The organism is Planococcus sp. PAMC 21323 (assembly GCF_000785555.1).
Classification (GTDB): domain Bacteria; phylum Bacillota; class Bacilli; order Bacillales_A; family Planococcaceae; genus Planococcus.
Map to the genome: position 1 here is coordinate 536,885 of NZ_CP009129.1, position 17,592 is coordinate 554,476.

Here is a 17,592-nt window from a genome sequence, read left to right on the forward strand (position 1 = left end):
TAGGAAGCACCCCTGAAATAAGGTATTGCATTCAACAATCGCTTCATAGCACTGAGATTTTTAATACACAGAGCAATGTATTAGAAGTATATGGCATTCAGAGTATAAAAAAAATAAGTATGCTACTAGTTATTGGATCCCGAAATATGTTTTTACCCAATGGAAGCTTTGATTTCGGAAAAAATAATTCAATATACTTAAAAATAGAAATTATTGAATGGCTCACGAAAGTTCGTAGTTTAGGATATGTGCCTGAAGTAATCATTTGTAAAGATATACGAGGAACAGAAGTAAGTCCCGGTAAACGATAATATTCAGCATACGTCAAATTAATTTTAAATTGCGCCACTGTGTAAAACAATACTAATCGATTTCGATAATTTACTTCAATTTACACTTTGTACATAGCCACACCTTCTCGAAAAAATGCGCCCCTGGGAAAGAAACAATTCTAAATGATTCTGACAATACACGACAATTCGAAAAAACGCGTCCCTGTGTAAAAAAATATTCTAAACGATTCTGACAATACATGACAATTTATAATCCATACATTTCCATACTCGATGCATCAACATTTCGAGTGTGGTTTTTCGATTTTATTCATTCGTGTCAACGCCGGTTTAAATTCCCCCATTATAGCCGGAATAAAATTCCCCACTTTTGCTACTATGCAGGTGGGGTAGCCGGATAAATTCTGGCTTTTTTCTTTTCCTTCAGGCGATAGGAATCACCTTTGATGTTAAATGTCACTGAGTGGTGCAGTAGGCGGTCGAGAATGGCTGTAGCTAGGACATCATCTCCAAAGACCTTTCCCCATTCGATAAACGATTTGTTCGAGGTTAGAATCATCGCGCCGTGCTCATATCTCTTCGAGATGACTTGGAAAAATATATTCGCTGAGAACTCGTCGAAAGGAAAGTAGCCGACCTCGTCCAACACGATCAAATCCGGCCGTGTCCATTTCTTGATGAGGCGGGAGACCGTCCCTTTGGCCTCCGCCTTGTGACACTCCGCGACCAGATCGGCTGCGGTAAGGACAAATCGCGCCCCTGTGAAAGAAACAATTCTAAAAGATTCTGACAATACACGACAATTTATACTTCATACATTGCCACACCTGTAGTATCAACACTGCGGGTGTGGTTTTTCTGCTTTATTCATTCGTATGAATTGTGTGGGAATTGTACGGAACACAGGGGATATTTGGGAACTGCTGGAAACGCTTTTTAAAATACCTTAGTTACGAAAAGCTCTTTTTTATTCAGCAGAAACAAAACCCCATCCCTAAAATCCTCTGCTAAATACTCCCTCTTAATGATAAACTGAAAAGAAAGATAACAATCAAAACGAGCATGGTATAGAGGATATAATAGCGTACTCACTAGAAACAATTGCACTGCTCGAACATTTCAAAGAATTCGCACGTCTGCATCAGAAGTTTCGTCAATTCAACCCGTTGAAAGTCCTGCGGGTTGATCAGTTTGAAATTCGCCATTCGAATATTTTGGCATGGTTGCTGAATCCGAATGAGATGCATTAGTTGGCGGGCTTCTTTTTAAAGAAGTTACTGACACGGCTTGTAACCCGTGCGGAAAATGAAGAAAGAGCGGAAGGAATTGACTATCTTTCGTTTCTGCATAGTTCGTTCCACGACGGCGAAGTGATGCGGGAAGTGAATACACATACGAAACGTTTGATCGATTTGCTGGTTAAGGTATAAAGCAAAATTATAAATTGTAGCGCTCCCTAGGATGAAGTGTTTAAATTGTCCAACTCCAAGGGAAACGAAATAATTATATGCGTTCTAAATTTGTGTTTGTATTTAATGTAATAAGCATATATTTATAAAAGGTACTGAAAAAATTGAAATATGCGAGAAGAAAAGAAAGGAGGTTTAATATGATGGAGAATTAAGATTTTAGTTTTAAAAAAGAAATGAAAGTACGTTTAGGTATTGTCATTTCAAAATATAAGAACAAAAAATGTGATAATTGTCACTGCCGGTGATAAAATACCCAATAACGCCGTTTTAAAATTCCCCAATTATCAAGGATAATCGACACATACCACGTTGTAGAGGAGTATGTGTCGATGTTGAAAACGGAGGAATTTTTTATGATTCGGGAACTACACCAAAAAGGGTGGTCATTAACGGCGATCGCCAAAGAGACCGGCTTTGACCGGAAAACCATACGGAAATACATAAATGTAAACGCTAATATAAAAGTTGACCACCTTTATCATGTTTCCCGTATCATTATGTTTGTCTAGAACAAGCATGATTCGGGAGGAAAAGGAATGATAAAGATGGCTAATATTGAGCTTATCAGAAAACTTCATTATGTGGAAAAAAGATCAATCCGGCAATTATCAAAAGACTTGGGGTATTCACGACAGACGATCCGGAAAGCATTAGAACAGAACGAGATCCCTCGCTATACCCGAACGGCTCCCATCAAAAGGCCAGCTATCGATGCCGTCAAACCCTTGATTCTGCAATGGATGCAGGAAGATCAAACAGCTCCTTTGAAGCAGCGACATTCAGCTGCACAAATCTATCGCCGCCTTGTGAACGAATACAAATTCACCGGTGGTGAATCGACGGTCCGTAGAAAATCACGCCCCTGTGTAAGAAACTATTCTAAACGATTCTGACAATACACGACAATTTATAATCCATACATTTCCACACTCGATGCATCAACATTTCGAGTGTGGTTTTTCTTTTTTATTCATTCGTATAAATTGTGTTTGAATTGTTTGCAACACAGGGAGCAATTGGGGAATACTGGAATTGGGAAACTTATCTTACTAACTCTTATTTGCAAATATATTTAATGAATCGCGTCCCAGGGAAAGAAACATTTCTAAACGATTCGGAAAATACGCTACAATTTATATCACATACATTGCTGCACCCGCTGCTTCTATGTTGAAGGTGCAGCTTTTTCATATTATTCATCTATATGAATTGTTTGCGACACAAGGAGCTATCACCTAATAAATTTAAGCAATTTAAACAAGTAATTTCCAGCTATCAGGGAGATTGCTTTTTTCATATTTCATTTTAGTTGAATTTTATGGAAGTTAAATATATGAATATTTCAGAATAAATGATACTATTTACTTATATTTATTTAAGGGTACATTTACTCGCAGTGAAAAAAAGTAGGGGGAACGGATATGCGGAAATCGACCGCTCGAGAAGAAATTCTTTCAGCAGTGAAAATCATTACTAAAGAACGGGGTGAAGAGCATTTTAGTTTAAGTGAAGTACTGGAGTATATGAAAAGCAAAGAGACTACTTATAAAGCAAGTACCATTAGAACACATATTACTTCAAAGTGCTGCACCAATGCTCCTAATCATCATGGAACAGTATTTAATGATTATGAAAGAATCGGGAAAGGATTGTATCGCCTGATCCATTGAGTTATACCCATTATGAGTTTTGAATTAAAATTTAATCTCCTTTCCTATCATATTTTATTCTGAAAGAAGTGGTGTCGATGATCAGTGAAATCAAAGGAAAGATTTCAAGTACTGGAAGTAATTTAAGCGATCGGCTCGAAGATAAGTTAACTGGCGATTTTTTTGGAGCACTTCGCTATCTCCCTTTTGAGCAAGGGCTTAAAGGAATATTGGAACAAGCGGAAATTGCCGAATCAGAAGAAAGAACGGCTTGGATGAAGTTTCTGAATGAGGAGTCAGGATTTAAGCACAGTTACAACTTCTGGCCGCAGCATTCGAAGGGAGAAATTGATTTATTGCTTGAATTTGAAGACACTCTGGTAGGCATTGAAGTGAAGTATAAGAGCGGAATTTCCTCGGAGGATGAAGGAGAGATTGTCAGTTACGATAAAAGTCTTCACCAGCTCTCAAAATACTCACATATGATAGAGGAACTGGCCAATAAGAAGCAAGCTTTCTTAATTTTTTTGGCTCCGTTTTCAATTCAAAATAGTGTTCAACAGCAGGTAGGAATTGATTTTAATATATCTTCTTCAGTAGGACTCGGCTTTGTTAATTGGGAAGACATACATACTAAACTGGTACGAATGAGCAGAGTTGCCTTATCTGGAACCCAGGAATATATTCTTTCAGATGTTCAAGAATTATTAGAAGTAAAAGGGCTAAAAAGATTTAGTGGATTTGCAAACCTATTGGAAGAAGATCCAATTCTTTACACGCCCTATTTATTTGATGATTTGAGTAATTCGGTGAAGACGTCATGGACTTGGCCGGACTTAAAAGTAGAGAAGGAGAATATAGCATATGTCTATTACAAAAAATAAAGGGGAAAGCATCATTCAGGCGACCCGACTGTTAAAAGAAACTTATGAGAATCTGAATATACTCTTCCAAGAACTTGATCGTGTGGGGGAAGAAGAAGGTTATGTAACAATTAACCCGAGGTATATGCGTTATAAATCAGATACCGATACCACAGGATGGCTTACGACTAATTTCATCAAGTTATATGTGGAATCTGAAAAAATCCCTGAAAGTATCGAGGATATAAGGGATTTGCCCTGGTATGGAGTAATGGTCGATTTAACTGACGATGATGAAAACGAAATCCCTTTAGTATCTGTTATTCGTTATCAATTTGATCAATCGCATTGGCGTAGGTTACCGGTAGTATCTGACCACTGGACATTCTGGTCGCCATTTTATGGCGGGGATTATAACATTCTCCGAGAAAATAATGAGTGGCAAATTGATTCCAATGGTAAAGCTAAGAAAAAACATAATGGGTTTGAAAAACTGGTAGCTAAAGATGTACCGTTATTTGATTTAACCTCACCAGAAGACATTCGTGAAAAAGTGTTTAGAGAATTTGAGAATCTGCAGTTCTAAAATATATGAAAGTAGGAGAAATAGATGAAAGAAGTATTATCCGTACCTGGTGGCAAAACAAAAGAAATCGTCAAAAAGTATCTGATACATGCACATCCACACCCGCGATCATACAAGAATGCTCAGTATTTAACGATTCGGGAAAATGGGGGAATTATGGATACGCTATACAGTGTTCGATGTGAACTCGTTTTACGTCCACTTAGTCCTGAATGGGACAAAGCCATTAAATTTTTGCATGAAGACATTCAGAAGGATGTAACAGGATATATCGCTGAACGGGCAGCAGATTTTGGATTCGGAGAAAAAGAAGAATATAAGTTTTACTTATTAAATGTAGAAAAAGAATTAAACCATCTGCCGAGAACTTCGGGTCCTATTCAGGGACATACTTATTTTACTTTGGGTGAGTTGACGAGTGGCAGAGAGATTGTCCTTAGTGAATCGCTACTTAATAAAAAGTAGAATGAGAAACATTTTGGAAATTTTTAAAAATTCCTCATACATTATTTTAACTACTTAAATATGCGAAGAAAGATAAAGTAGCTGTTTGAAGAAATAGTATGGAAGAAATAAAATACCTATTGTTAATTTGGAAGGCGATTTAAATGAAAGTTTGATGGAAAATAATTCAATGAAAGAGGCTATTATGAAAAAACTGATGTTTATTCTCTCGTTAACGATTGTTGCTGTGCTTAGTGTGGCTTGTGCTGATGAAGCAGACCCAAATATTCTAAAAGTAAGTAAATCTTCAGATGAAATAATTGGAGAAAACTATGAGACAGTTATAACAGAATTAAAGGCAGTAGGGTTTACCGATATCGAGACAAAGGTACTCGATGATTTGATTACCGAATGGTTAACAAAAGATGGAGAAATTGAGCAAGTTGAGATTGATGGGAAAGCGGAGTTTAATGCAAAGGATAGTTTTCAGAAAGACTCCAAGGTAATCATTACTTATCATATATTCCCTGAAGAAGAGAAAGCTGATGAAAAAGCTGTAGATGAAAAAAGTTCTGATAAAGACGAAGAATTAAACAAAGAAGATAAAGTAGAAGAAACTGCTAATGAAGAGTTAGGTGACGATGAAACTGATAAACAAGCAAATAATGAAGTTGCAGGGGAAGAGGTAACTGAAAAGACAAAGGCAGAAAGCAGTCCGCAAGTGCTGACGATTAAAAATAATGAAGAATTGGCAGCCCTTTTAGCAGTTAAAGATGAATACGATCCAATAATCAGCGAATTCACTAAGAAGTATGCTGGTCGAACAATTGAATTTGATGCAAATATTGTAAATATGATGAATCATGGAAGTTATGATACCAGATATGACATTTTGATGTTTTCAGGGGACTTCAGTGAAACTACATTTAGTGGACCAAATTTTAAATTCGAAGATGTTAATATGAACAATTTAAACCTTACGGGTTCTAATATACCTGATTATTTAAGAATGGGACAAAATCTTCGGATCACTGCTATCGTAGAAGAATTTGATGAAGACATGGGGATTGTTTTTCTTGATCCTGTAATTACTGAAATAAGGTAGTGGTGTGTAAAAAAATGAAATAGCTATATTTAATGGAAGTCTTACGTGAATAGTTAGCGTCCCAAGGATAGAAATAATTCTAAACGATTTTAATAATACACTACAATTTACACTTCATATATAGCCACATCGGCTACATTAACATTTGGGTTGCGACTTTTTCTTTTTATTCATCAGTATAAATTGTTTGTGATTTTTTCCGCTCCCAGGGAATCTGAATCAAATGGAACTTTGAATAATTTGGTGTCCCAGGGGAAGAAACAACTCTACAAGATTTTGACAAGATACTACAATTTATATTTTTGCATAACTACTTCGACATTTCGGTTATAGTATTTCTTTTTTATTCATCTATACAGATAGTTTGTGAATGATAGGGTTTGTTAGGAAGTGAATTTATGAATATACCTATTCAATTTGAAAAAAGCCTAGTATACTAATACTTTTTTCATTGTATTGCTTTGATTTGTGAGTAATTTGTATTTCATAGAGTTGGAGGTGCTTTTAATGAGTAAATTAAATGAAAGCTTATTAGAAATGATTTATTTTTTTCCTATGAAAGCAGAGTTTGAATACATACTTGGAAAAAAAATTAATGCAATTTACAAACCTTCGCAACAAAAAGAAGCTTGGTTAGGTTTTGATCAAGCTTGGATAAGTGACGAAATAAAAGAAGATGAATTTTATGATTTTATAAAAAAAAAATCTAAAAAAACGAAATTTATTGCTTATATTATGCAATTTAAAATTGTAAATAAACAAAAGTATTATAGTAAACGAAAACGGAAATTCACGGTCCCTAGCCATTATAAGGAAGGAGAAATTTATTATAAATCACCACTTAAAACAGTAGCTAGTCTTACTACAAGCGATTCTCAGCATGAAATATTATATAATTTAAAAAAACATCATAATTTTCTTGATGTATGTTATGTCTGTCCAATGATATTTTCCCAATCAGACATTTTTCACCCTAAATTAATGAAAGATGAAAAAGAGTTTAGGAAGCATATACTCGAAAAACTAGTTATTGTTGATGTCAGTACTGCACCAGACCCTTCCACGACTAGTTGGGATCCATCGGATAATCACCATATTATATGGAACGAAAATGCTATGAATGTTATTCATTGGTGTAGTGATCCGCAAGAAGGTACCAGTGAAAAATATAGTAGTTGGGTAGAGAATCTTAGTAATAGAATTTTAAGTGCTGAAGAATTGATTGATACTATAAAAAGAATTAAATCTAGTATGCCGATAGAAACGGATAAGCAGCAAGCTTTCAAGGATATATTTTCAAAAATGACTATATTGAAGATTGAAGATTAATAAGGTAGTAAATCATCTCCCTTTAAATAAAATCGCGCCCCTGTGTAAGAAACAATTCTAAAAGATTCTGACAACACACGACAACTTATATGCTATACATTGCCACACCTGCTGCTTAGGCATTGCAGGTGTAGTTTTTTGGTTTTATTCATCTCTATGAATTGTGTAGAAATTGTGCGGTACACAGGGAAGTTCCGGAGACAATTCATCTGTATAAATTGTTTGCAAATTGTTCCGCTTCCTGGGACGAAAAATTAACGAGCGTTTAATAACCTTCTCCTATATAATGGTGAAAAGTCTTTAGGTAGGAGTGGAGCTTCTTATGGAGATGATTCTTGCAATATGCATCGGCTTGGCTTTGAGCGCGACAGTCGGATTCCGGATTTTTACGCCTTTATTTATAACTGGTGTTTTCGAACGGGCAGACTGGATTACGGTGTCAGAAGGATTTAGCTGGCTCGGCAGCACCCCTGCGTTGATTGCATTCGGAGCGGCAATCGTATTTGAAGTAGCGGTCAATTACATTCCGGCTGTCGGATCAATGATGAAATTTATTGCCACGCCGATCGCGGCACTTGCGGGTATCCTGCTAACAGCGTCATTCATTGGAGATATGAATCCGCTGCTTGAATGGAGCATCGCTATTATTGGCGGCGGTGGAGTTGCCACGGCATCACATACTGCGATGACTGCTGTTAAAGGGGTAAGCGAAACGGCGTTGCTCAGTCCTGCTGTCGCCGTTGTGGAAGATGTAACTGCAACGACAGTACCGATTGCCATTTTCCTGATTCCGGTGCTGGCCATTGTTTTTGTTGTGCTGATGCCACTGTTGATTTTCATTTATTACCCTAAGCGAAAACAGCAGAAGAATAATCATAATACTGTTTAAGCCTATATGAGGAACTAAATTTTATGGGCTCTAGAACTCCTAAGAATTTCGTGTGTACCACAAGATTGAATAAAGAATCCGCAAACTACGGGAAAAATGGATTATTCATGTATTTAGAATCGCGTCCCAGGTAAAGAAATAATTCTAAACGATATTGACAATACACTTCAATTTATACTGTATACATAGCGACAACGTCTACAGTAACATTTGGTAGTGCACCCCAAAAGTTAGAGTTCAAATCTAACTTTTGGGGTGTTTTTCTATGGTGAAATATAGTGAAGAGTTCAAGTTGCAGATGGTGAAAGAATACGTGGATGGGACGCTGGGCTATAAGCTATTAGCCCGTAAATACGCACTGCCTGATCCGTCTCGAATTAGACGCTGGGTACGTGCTTATCGGGCGTTTGGACAAAAGGGCTTGCGAAGGAAGCAGACGAAACAGGTGTATTCTGTTCAATTCAAGGTGGATGTATTACACTTTATGAAACAAACAGGTGCTTCCTACCAAGATACTGCGATCGAATTTGAGATGAACGAGCCATCAATCGTTGCGAGGTGGAATCGTGAATTTTTGGCGAAAGGGGTAAAAGGCCTGGAAGAACGAGCGAAAGGACGACCCTCCATGTCAAAAAAACCGAAACAAAAACCCATCAAACTAGAAAAGACGCTATCCCGAGAAGAACAACTGGAACGGGAGAATGAGCTTCTCCGTTTAGAAGTGGCGTATTTAAAAAAGTTAAAAGCTTTCCAGGAGAATCCGGATGCCTTCCTCGAAAAGCACAAGCAGCGCTGGCGTTCGAACTCCACGAAGAAGGATTCCGACTAAAGGACGTGTTGAAGATCGTCAATCTTCCGGAAGCGACGTACCATTACCACCGCCAGCGATTCGGTTCGGAAGACATGGACCACGAGTGGAAAACCATGATCCAATCGCTATTCGAAAAACACGAAGGCCGTTACGGGTATCGACGGATTCACTTGGAATTACAAGCACAGGGATACGTCATCAATCACAAGAAAGTTCAACGTCTCATGGGTGTACTGGCGTTGAAATGTGTGAAATTCATTCGGAAGTCTCGCTACAAATCGTATAAGGGCAAAGTCGGAACCATCGCTAAAAATCGAATGAACCGCAGGTTTTCCACTCCACATGCCTTGCAGAAACTGACGACAGACGTCACCGAATTCAAATGTACAGGCGAGGAAAAGCTTTATTTGAGTCCGATCATGGACCTGTATAACGGCGAAATTATCGGGTTGAGCATGGCAAAACGGCCAACTCTCGATTTCGTCATGGAATCGCTTCATCAAGCCCTGCCAACGATCACTGGGCAGGCTGTCTACCGAACCACCATTCATTCCGACCAAGGCTGGCATTATCAGCACGCTTCCTGGGTGAAGGCGTTGAAGAAGCAACAGATCTTCCAAAGCATGTCCCGAAAAGGGACGTGTGCCGACAACGCAGCCATGGAAAATTTCTTCGGCCTCTTGAAACAGGAGATGTATTACGGAGAACCATGGGTATCCTACGACGAATTGAAACGCCGGATCGACCAATACATCTCCTACTACAACAATGAGCGCATCAAACAAAAATTGGCCGGCATGAGTCCGGTGGAATACCGAACGCATGCCAGCCAATTAGCTGCATAAACTAAAACTCTAACTTTAAGGGGTCACTACCTTTCGGCTATGGTTTTTTCTTGTTATTCATCCGTATAAATTGTGTGGGAATTGTGTTGCTCTCTGGGAAGCGAAGCTCAAAATATAAAACACCCCGACCGTGAGTCTCTGATTTACCAGACTTTCTCACAGGTTAGGGTGTTTTTTGTTATACACTTTTCGCTCCATTTTGTTATACATTTTTGACACAGGGAACATTTGGGGACTGCTGGAACTCGAACTTTAATTCACTGCGGCTTTCTTTAAAAGTCGTTTAATCTCTCCCAACTTAATCTTGCTCCTCAAAATCTCCTGCCAAATACTTCCTAATAAAGCTGAACTGAAAAGAAAGAAAACACTTGGAACGAGTATGAAATCGAGGACATGATGTCCTACTCACTTGAGCATTCCAAAGCGTTTGCTCGGCTGCACCAGAAGTTCCATCAATTCAACCCGTTAAAAGTGTTACGGGTGAATCAGTTTAAAATGGGACGAAGATGATGAGTGTTTCCATGCCCGCATGCCGCATCAATATTTCGGTCATGGTTTTTTAATTATATTCAACTATATAAATTGTTTGGGAATTGCGTCGCTCCTAGGGAAGCGGAATTAATAACGAGCTAGCCGAGCTGGCCGTCAGGAAAACCCACCTGGTGCACTGGATCTTCTTCCCGCAGTCGGGCATAAGCCAAGTATAGATTCTTTATGAATTCCAGTGTGAACAATTCCATTTCTTCGACGTCATGGAAAGCCATTTAAACGACTCCTTTCCAGTTTATACCCTGAGCAGGATTGGACTTTCTTGTTCAATCTGTCTATTTTTCAGAAAGTTCTTGCAATAATTAATTGATATATTTAAACTGGTATTACCAGATGGATTATTGGTAATACCAGTTTAGAGGTGGAAGTGTGAAAGCGACCGATCGAATAGAAAAGATTTTCATACAAAAAGTGTTGAAAGGGGAATTGCCGCCGCAGTCATTGCTTTCATCCGAACGGGAGCTGGCTTTGGATTTCGAAGTTGGCAGACCCGTAATCCGGGAAGTGATGCAGCGCCTGGAAAGGGACGGCTGGCTGACAATCCGCAGCGGCAAGCGAGCGGTGGTCAATGATTACTGGGAACAGGGCAATTTAATGACCTTGAATCATTTGCTGACAGATGAAGAACATATACAGGAAGAATTTATTGTTTACTTGATGGAACTGAGAAAAAATCTTGCTCCTGCATATACAAAAGATGCAGTGAATCACAAAGCTTTAACGGTGGCTTCGTTATTGAGTGAAAGTGAAAATATTGCCGATGAGCCGCAGAGTTTTGCCGAATATGACTGGCATCTTCAAAAAGGGCTGGCGGCCGCTTCGCCAAATCCGATTTACTTATTGATGTTAAACAGTTTTCAGCAGCTTTACATCAAAACGGCTGTCCATTATTTTCAAGATGGACAGTCTCGTCAAGCGACCAGAAAATATTACCGCGATTTGATGGAAACTGCGATGGCGAAAGACGGTAATTGGGCGGAAATCCTGGTGAAAAAAGAAATGGAAGACAGCATCAAAAGGTGGAAACAGCAATTGACTACGAAGAAAAAAGGAGAAGATTAAGATGAAAAAAATCTACAAAGAATTCTTTTTGTTTCCGGATATCGCTGTTCTTCTGGTTATTCTCGCTGCCAGTATCTGCGTTCAGGTGTGGCACGGCTTGACTCTGCCGGCAATCGGCTTATTCGCTTTCGGTATGCTGGTCTTCATGTTCAGTGAATATTTGTCGCATCGGTTTTTCTTCCATTTAAAAGCGCCGGAAAACTCTTTTTTTCTGAAATTATTAAAGCGCTTACATCATGACCACCACAAAGATCCGAATAATCTGCACCTGCTGTTTTTACCATTATGGTACAGCCTTCCTCAAATTTTGCTCATCTCTTTGGTTTTTTATCTGGTCTCCGGGAGCTTTTGGCTCACCCTGGCTTTTGCGGCAGGATTAAAAACGATGCTTCTGCTGTATGAATGGAAGCATTACGTGGCGCACCGGCCAATAAAACCGAAAACCAAATTCGGCAAAAATGTGAAGAAATTGCATATTCTCCACCATTTTAAAAATGAAAATTATTGGTATGGCGTCTCAACGCCTTTTGTGGATGTCTTGTTCGGAACGTTGAAAGATGAAAAAGATGTGGAAACGAGCCGAACGGCAAAAGATCTGGAAAAACGGCTGTAGATGAAAGTTTGCGTTTTGCTGTTGGTACTATTTAAAAAATCGTGCCCCTGTGTAAAAAACAATTCTAAAAGACTCTGACAATAAACGACAATTTATATGCTTTACATTGCCATACCTGCTGCTTAAACATTGTAGGTGTGGCTTTTTGATTTTATTCTTCTCTATAAGATGTCTAGAAATTGTGCTGTATACCAGGAAGATATGAAGAATACTACAAATGTTTCATTTATGTTAAAAAATCGGTTTGCTGGAGTAGGTCTAAGGGAAAGTGCAATTATAAGGGAGTTTTTAATCTTGATATATAACTTTTTATCAACTTCTGGTATTTGGTTTCTGGAAACTAGATTTAATAGTTATTCAGTTAAAATTTTAAAAAGGGAGGAAAAATGATGAAAAATATTTCATGGTCAAAATTAATATTTTTTATGATGCTAATGTTCGCATTGACTCTGGCAGCGTGTGGCAATGATGATACTTCAGAGGAAAAACCAACTGATGACTCGGATGGTACAACAGAAGAAAGCGCTGAAGAGGGTGCTGAAGAAAGCACAAATGAAAGCGCAGAAACTGAACCAAAAGTTACGGAGTTTGAACCAGCATTTCCAGAACAAACACGAGCACCTGCAGTAAAGACTGAAACCGAAATTAATACGGAAGTGATTGTTGAAGGTCTTGGCGTGTCTTGGGGTATGGCAGAATTTGAACCAAATCGCTTACTTGTTACGCAAAGAGATTCAGCAGAACTTCTTATTATAAACCTTGAAGACGGTTCTGTTTCAGATCCAATCGAAGGTACACCAGAAGTAAATAACGAAGATCAAGGTGGTTTACTTGATGTAGCCACTGCACCTGATTTTGAAGACTCACGATTAGTCTTTATGACGTTTTCGCAAGATATTGAAGGTGGTACGGTAACGGCTGTCGGTAAAGGTGTTTTGTCAGAAGATGAAGCCTCACTTGAAGGTTTTGAAGTCATCTTCCAAGCGACACCAGCATATGAAGGTACCTTACACTATGGTGGACGGATTATCTTTGATGAAGAGGGCAACCTATTCCTAACAACTGGTGAGCGTTCAGATGATCCTATTCGCGAACGTGCACAAGACTTAGATGCTTATCTAGGTAAAGTCATTCACATCACACAAGATGGAGAACCCGTAGAGTCGAATCCATTTGTCAAAGATGAAAAAGCACTAGATGGTATTTACAGCTACGGTCACCGCAACATTCAAGGGATAGACTATAACCCTGCAACGGGAGACTTATGGATTGTTGAATTCGGTCCACAAGCCGGGGATGAACTGAATATTATTGAACCTAGTAACAACTATGGATGGCCAATTGTTTCTTACGGTATTGAATACACGGGTGAATTGATCAATGATGGTATTTCAGAACATGAAGCGCAAGGCTTTGTTGAACCAAGATATTATTGGGATCCAACAAGTGCACCAAGTGGTATGGCATTCTATAATAACGACGCAATTCCTGAATGGGAAAACAACTTGTTCATCGGTGCTTTAGCGCCGAGCTATATTGTCCGTGTCGTTATTGAAGATGATATGATCGTTGGAGAAGAACGTCTGTTAACGGATGAAAACGAACGTTTCCGTGATATTCTCGTAACTGAGGATGGCGCGCTTGTTGCCATCACTGATGGCGGTAAAGTTTATAAGCTTACTGCAGCAGGTGAATAAGTTATTATTCTCTAAATGCAGCTAACCTTATGTCAATGTTACTAAGGTAAGGCGTACGACAATATTAGAGAAGCAGGCAATCATGGATTTTCATGATTGCCTGCTTCTTTTTAGCTTGTGCAGAAACGGCGTCTTCTAGTTAATTGTTTCGAGTTCTTCATGAATTTCATTAACTTTCTTTTCATATTCCTTAAGACGAATATCTTCCTCTTCTTCGCTAAAATCATTTTTAATAATCGTTAATTCAAAAGCAATTTCTTGAAGTTCCTCAAATTCTAGGTACAATCCAAAATCAATGATTTCTTCTTTGAATTCGTTGATGTGAACAACCACCCATAACAGATGTTTTTTAAGATCGCGATTAGCCGTTGGGTTTTCTTTCAAGGCTTCGGCAAACTTTTTGAAACCTATTTCTGGAATTCCTTCTACTTGATAGAATTTACTAGTAGGGTTCGTTGGGTCATTCCATCTGTAGTTTTCTCTATCCTGACGAGTAACTTCTTGTTCTACAGACTCTACTGCATGAACAGTACTCTCAGATTCGCTTCCCTCTATGTTCACTAAAACAATTAAGATTGCTACAGCTGCTAGAACTACGAAGGGAGAAGCAAAAAGAATCTTCTTCATAAAAAACCTCCTATAATTACTTAACCCTACCATATTGTACATCTCTCTACATCTCTGATTTATAAGAAAGGGAGCTCCCTAGAACTCAAAGTCTTAAAGGGGTTTTGCGCTAAATAGGAGCGACCTGGTAAGGAAAGAAAAGATTCTAAGCGATTTTGACAATACACGACAATTTATACGCTATACACTGCAGTAATGTGTCTAGAAATAAGTGTTTTACAAGTTGAGAAAATGTAATTTATAGAATTCTAATATGGTATTCTTAATTAAATTACCTTTTATAACCACTGCAGGGGGAGACGAGAATTGAATCCTTGGCCATTTCTACTAATTAATTGGAGTATAGTAATCCTTGGCAATATCGCATTAATCGTCTTGTTCAAGAAAAGTAAATCGATTAAAAGCAAAGTATTCTTCCAAACGAGCGGCCTTCTTTTGTTGATCATAGACTTGTTTTTCGCGCATTTAGCTTATGATTGGATTTACCCGAACGAAAGTTACGAACATACGATTGGATTAAGCTTAGAGCTAGTCGTAGGGTTCATCAGCTTTTTCAGTATGATTGTGCTAGGCTCGATGGGTTTGATCGAAGTCAAAAACCAGCCACGGAACCTGCTGACGTATACTTCCATCTTGTGTCTAACAGCGATATTCTTTCCTTTCTTTTTGTTTATTATCGCTGTGCTCCCGGTAATTATGATTGTCTGGAAATTTACTGAAAAGCGAGAGACATGAATAATTTGCTGACTTTTGTAAGAAAAGATTCTAAGCGATTTTGACAATACACGACAATTTATATCCTATACACAGCCACACTTGCTGCTTCAACGCTGCAAGTGTGGTTTTTTATGTTATTCATTCATATAATTGTGCAGTGCACTAACCCGATCAGGAATCTTATTAGTCTTATTACTTTCGATAAATTATTTGGCTGTTCCGAAAAGAACTCCCTGCAATCACAGTTTCACAAAGGTTATAATCGACACAGGGGGGATTCTCATGAACTTACGCAATTTGAAAACCTATGTACCGGCAGTACTTTACAAACGCGGCTTGGATTATTTTGAGCGAGATTTTGTGGAGCAACTGGCAGAAGATGCACCGAATCGCTGGCATGCGTTAGTGGCGGGTACCCATGATTATGAGGTGATGGTTAAGCTATCGGGGGAAGACTCCGTGGCGTGGACTTCTTGTACGTGTCCGTTTGAATCGGATTCGCTGTGCAAGCACGAAGTGGCGGTGTGTTTGGCGATTCGTGAAGTTAAAAAAGAAAACAGTTCGGCAAGCATAGATGTGCTAGCGCAATTAAAAGCAATGAAAAAAGCAGAGCTGCTAGAAATATTAGAAGAGTTGTTACAAAAGCAACCAGCAGTAGAACTTTACTTAACGGAGAAATTTTCGAACGCGGACGGTATGGATGAACAAACTGCGTGCCAACTTATCCAGAGGTCGGCTAACCGCGCGAGTCGAAGTGGGTTTATCGAATGGGACCGGGCAAGTCAGTCGATTGAAGGGGCAGAAGAAGTTCAAGAATATGTAGATAGCTTGCAGATAGAACAAGATGCTGAGAAGATAATTTGCCTCAGTTTGGTTGTCATCGAAGAGTGTTGTGAGATGTTGCTAGGGGCAGATGACTCAGCTGGTGAAATTAGTTCTGTAGTCTATGAAAGTCTTGAGAAGATTAACGAAACGTTAGCAAACTGGCCGGTGGAACTCGACGAATCTACTGTTGATGGTATGCTCAATTTACTTTATCCACATATCATCTCAGGTTTAGAAAGAGATATTACAGACGCTGCGGGTGATTTGCTGGAATCTGTATTGCAATGGAATGATAAAGGCGATTTTACGGGCAAATTCTATGATTTTATTGAAAAAGTGATTGGCAGTAGGGAAATGCAAAATAAGTCGTATTCGTATACCGAAGAGCGGTTCCGTATGTGCCAGCTCGTGGTTTTGCAGCAAGATGGCGATCAGCAAGCGATTGATTCGTTTTATACAGAGCATGGTCAATATCCAGAAGTCCGTAAAGCACAGGTTTTGCAAGCGTTAGATGCGGGTGAATTTGAGAAAGCAGCACAGCTGTGTGCCAAGTCAGAACAATTAGATGTTAAACTGGCAGGCTTAGTACATGACTGGAAAAAGCTGCGCTTTCGAGCTTATGAAGGAATGGGCAATACGGCAGAGTTGATTGATTTAAGCTTTCAGTTTGCGTTGGATGGGGAAGAAGAGTATTACCATAAGTTGAAGAGTCTAGTAGCTATGGAAGACTGGCCGAAAAAGATGGAAGCGATGCTTGCGGAGATGAAAATGCGTCCGCGGTGCCGTCCACTTTATCTTGGCATTTTGATTGATGAAAAGAGGTTTGATGAACTGCTGGACTATTGCCAGAAAGATGTCGCTGCCATCGAACATCTGCATCCGCATTTGTTAGCTGAGTATCCACATGAAGTGAACGAAATTTATACGAGCTATATCTACCGAGTAATCAAACAAGCTTCCAACCGAAAAGCTTATTGGAGTGCATGTCAAAAAATTAAAGGTTTCCAACGAGCACTTGGAGCTGAGGCGGCAACGGGTCTGATCAAAGAGCTGAAGTTTATGTATCCGAAACGTAGAGCGTTGTTGGATGAGTTGGATAAGATTCAGTAGGAGCCATAAAGTATTGGAAAAAGCCGGACCGGTTGACCTGAAGACAATCGATTTGGCTTTCATATCTCTATTTTGAAGCTAAGAAATTGTATCACAGAGAAAGAAG

At 38.9% G+C, this 17,592-nt stretch carries 19 protein-coding genes and 1 pseudogene; 17 read left to right on the forward strand and 3 right to left on the reverse strand.

The genetic code is table 11. The annotated features are described in order from the left end of the window. Positions 1-669: 669 nt before the first annotated feature. On the reverse strand, positions 670-1,086 hold the full coding sequence (locus PLANO_RS02795) for an ATP-binding protein (protein ID WP_269429585.1): 417 nt from the start codon (positions 1,084-1,086) through the stop codon (positions 670-672). A 373-nt stretch (positions 1,087-1,459) separates the two neighbouring features. Here PLANO_RS02795 and PLANO_RS16265 point away from each other — a divergent pair, with 373 nt between their 5' ends. The 12 genes and pseudogenes from PLANO_RS16265 to PLANO_RS02860 all read left to right on the forward strand — a co-directional run bounded on the left by PLANO_RS16265 (position 1,460) and on the right by PLANO_RS02860 (position 10,286). After that, positions 1,460-1,543 carry a PD-(D/E)XK nuclease family protein gene (locus PLANO_RS16265; protein WP_442956647.1) on the forward strand — a complete coding sequence of 28 codons (84 nt, stop codon included), beginning with the start codon at positions 1,460-1,462 and terminating at the stop codon, positions 1,541-1,543. Positions 1,544-2,094: 551 nt separating this feature from the next. Continuing rightward, positions 2,095-2,217, forward strand: a pseudogene (locus tag PLANO_RS02805) (IS21 family transposase); the annotation flags it as partial. A gap of 84 nt (positions 2,218-2,301) precedes the next feature. Next, the gene (locus PLANO_RS02810; protein WP_038702811.1) at positions 2,302-2,658 is read left to right on the forward strand and encodes a hypothetical protein; all 357 of its coding nucleotides are present in this window, start codon (positions 2,302-2,304) and stop codon (positions 2,656-2,658) included. Positions 2,659-3,186: 528 nt separating this feature from the next. Continuing rightward, the gene (locus PLANO_RS02815) at positions 3,187-3,435 is read left to right on the forward strand and encodes a DUF7669 domain-containing protein (protein ID WP_038702813.1); all 249 of its coding nucleotides are present in this window, start codon (positions 3,187-3,189) and stop codon (positions 3,433-3,435) included. Between the two features lie 77 nt (positions 3,436-3,512). Beyond that, positions 3,513-4,298 carry a hypothetical protein gene (locus PLANO_RS16045; RefSeq protein ID WP_197053103.1) on the forward strand — a complete coding sequence of 262 codons (786 nt, stop codon included), beginning with the start codon at positions 3,513-3,515 and terminating at the stop codon, positions 4,296-4,298. Then, positions 4,279-4,863 (forward strand): hypothetical protein, encoded by a 585-nt coding sequence (locus tag PLANO_RS02825; RefSeq protein WP_038702815.1) that lies wholly within the window; start codon positions 4,279-4,281, stop codon positions 4,861-4,863. The genes PLANO_RS16045 and PLANO_RS02825 overlap by 20 nt, the downstream gene beginning before the upstream one ends. Positions 4,864-4,887: 24 nt before the next feature. After that, complete coding sequence (locus PLANO_RS02830; RefSeq protein WP_038702817.1) at positions 4,888-5,328, forward strand: hypothetical protein; 441 nt, start codon at positions 4,888-4,890, stop codon at positions 5,326-5,328. A gap of 184 nt (positions 5,329-5,512) precedes the next feature. Further along, positions 5,513-6,412, forward strand: coding sequence for a DUF4839 domain-containing protein (locus tag PLANO_RS15660; protein WP_197053104.1), 900 nt, complete (start codon positions 5,513-5,515; stop codon positions 6,410-6,412). A gap of 507 nt (positions 6,413-6,919) precedes the next feature. Then, positions 6,920-7,741 (forward strand): hypothetical protein, encoded by an 822-nt coding sequence (locus PLANO_RS02845; protein WP_038702819.1) that lies wholly within the window; start codon positions 6,920-6,922, stop codon positions 7,739-7,741. A gap of 322 nt (positions 7,742-8,063) precedes the next feature. Then, positions 8,064-8,630, forward strand: a complete 567-nt coding sequence (locus tag PLANO_RS02850; RefSeq protein ID WP_038702821.1) for a DUF4126 domain-containing protein — start codon at positions 8,064-8,066, stop codon at positions 8,628-8,630. A 265-nt stretch (positions 8,631-8,895) separates the two neighbouring features. Beyond that, positions 8,896-9,459: a helix-turn-helix domain-containing protein gene (locus tag PLANO_RS02855; RefSeq protein ID WP_038702823.1), complete on the forward strand. Its 564-nt coding sequence runs from the start codon at positions 8,896-8,898 to the stop codon at positions 9,457-9,459. Continuing rightward, positions 9,423-10,286 (forward strand): IS3 family transposase, encoded by an 864-nt coding sequence (locus PLANO_RS02860; RefSeq protein ID WP_156108882.1) that lies wholly within the window; start codon positions 9,423-9,425, stop codon positions 10,284-10,286. Before PLANO_RS02855 ends, PLANO_RS02860 begins: the two co-directional genes overlap by 37 nt. A 629-nt stretch (positions 10,287-10,915) precedes the next feature. Here PLANO_RS02860 and PLANO_RS16170 read toward each other — a convergent pair. After that, positions 10,916-11,050, reverse strand: coding sequence for a cytochrome P450 (locus PLANO_RS16170; RefSeq protein ID WP_231554751.1), 135 nt, complete (start codon positions 11,048-11,050; stop codon positions 10,916-10,918). A 154-nt stretch (positions 11,051-11,204) separates the two neighbouring features. On the opposite strand from PLANO_RS16170, the gene PLANO_RS02865 reads away from it, so the two are divergent. The 3 genes from PLANO_RS02865 to PLANO_RS02880 all read left to right on the forward strand — a co-directional run bounded on the left by PLANO_RS02865 (position 11,205) and on the right by PLANO_RS02880 (position 14,207). Then, positions 11,205-11,897, forward strand: coding sequence for a GntR family transcriptional regulator (locus PLANO_RS02865; protein ID WP_038702825.1), 693 nt, complete (start codon positions 11,205-11,207; stop codon positions 11,895-11,897). A 1-nt stretch (position 11,898) separates the two neighbouring features. Beyond that, on the forward strand, positions 11,899-12,510 hold the full coding sequence (locus PLANO_RS02870) for a sterol desaturase family protein (protein ID WP_038702827.1): 612 nt from the start codon (positions 11,899-11,901) through the stop codon (positions 12,508-12,510). A 389-nt stretch (positions 12,511-12,899) separates the two neighbouring features. Next, positions 12,900-14,207: a PQQ-dependent sugar dehydrogenase gene (locus tag PLANO_RS02880; RefSeq protein WP_038702831.1), complete on the forward strand. Its 1,308-nt coding sequence runs from the start codon at positions 12,900-12,902 to the stop codon at positions 14,205-14,207. A 135-nt stretch (positions 14,208-14,342) separates the two neighbouring features. Here the strand turns inward: PLANO_RS02880 and PLANO_RS02885 are convergent, their stop codons facing one another. Continuing rightward, positions 14,343-14,834 carry a hypothetical protein gene (locus PLANO_RS02885; RefSeq protein WP_038702833.1) on the reverse strand — a complete coding sequence of 164 codons (492 nt, stop codon included), beginning with the start codon at positions 14,832-14,834 and terminating at the stop codon, positions 14,343-14,345. 306 nt (positions 14,835-15,140) lie between these two features. On the opposite strand from PLANO_RS02885, the gene PLANO_RS02890 reads away from it, so the two are divergent. Together PLANO_RS02890 and PLANO_RS02895 are read left to right on the forward strand one after the other, a co-directional pair. Then, positions 15,141-15,569 carry a hypothetical protein gene (locus PLANO_RS02890; protein WP_038702835.1) on the forward strand — a complete coding sequence of 143 codons (429 nt, stop codon included), beginning with the start codon at positions 15,141-15,143 and terminating at the stop codon, positions 15,567-15,569. A gap of 264 nt (positions 15,570-15,833) precedes the next feature. Further along, positions 15,834-17,486: an SWIM zinc finger family protein gene (locus tag PLANO_RS02895; RefSeq protein ID WP_038702837.1), complete on the forward strand. Its 1,653-nt coding sequence runs from the start codon at positions 15,834-15,836 to the stop codon at positions 17,484-17,486. The last annotated feature ends 106 nt before the right edge of the window (positions 17,487-17,592 follow it).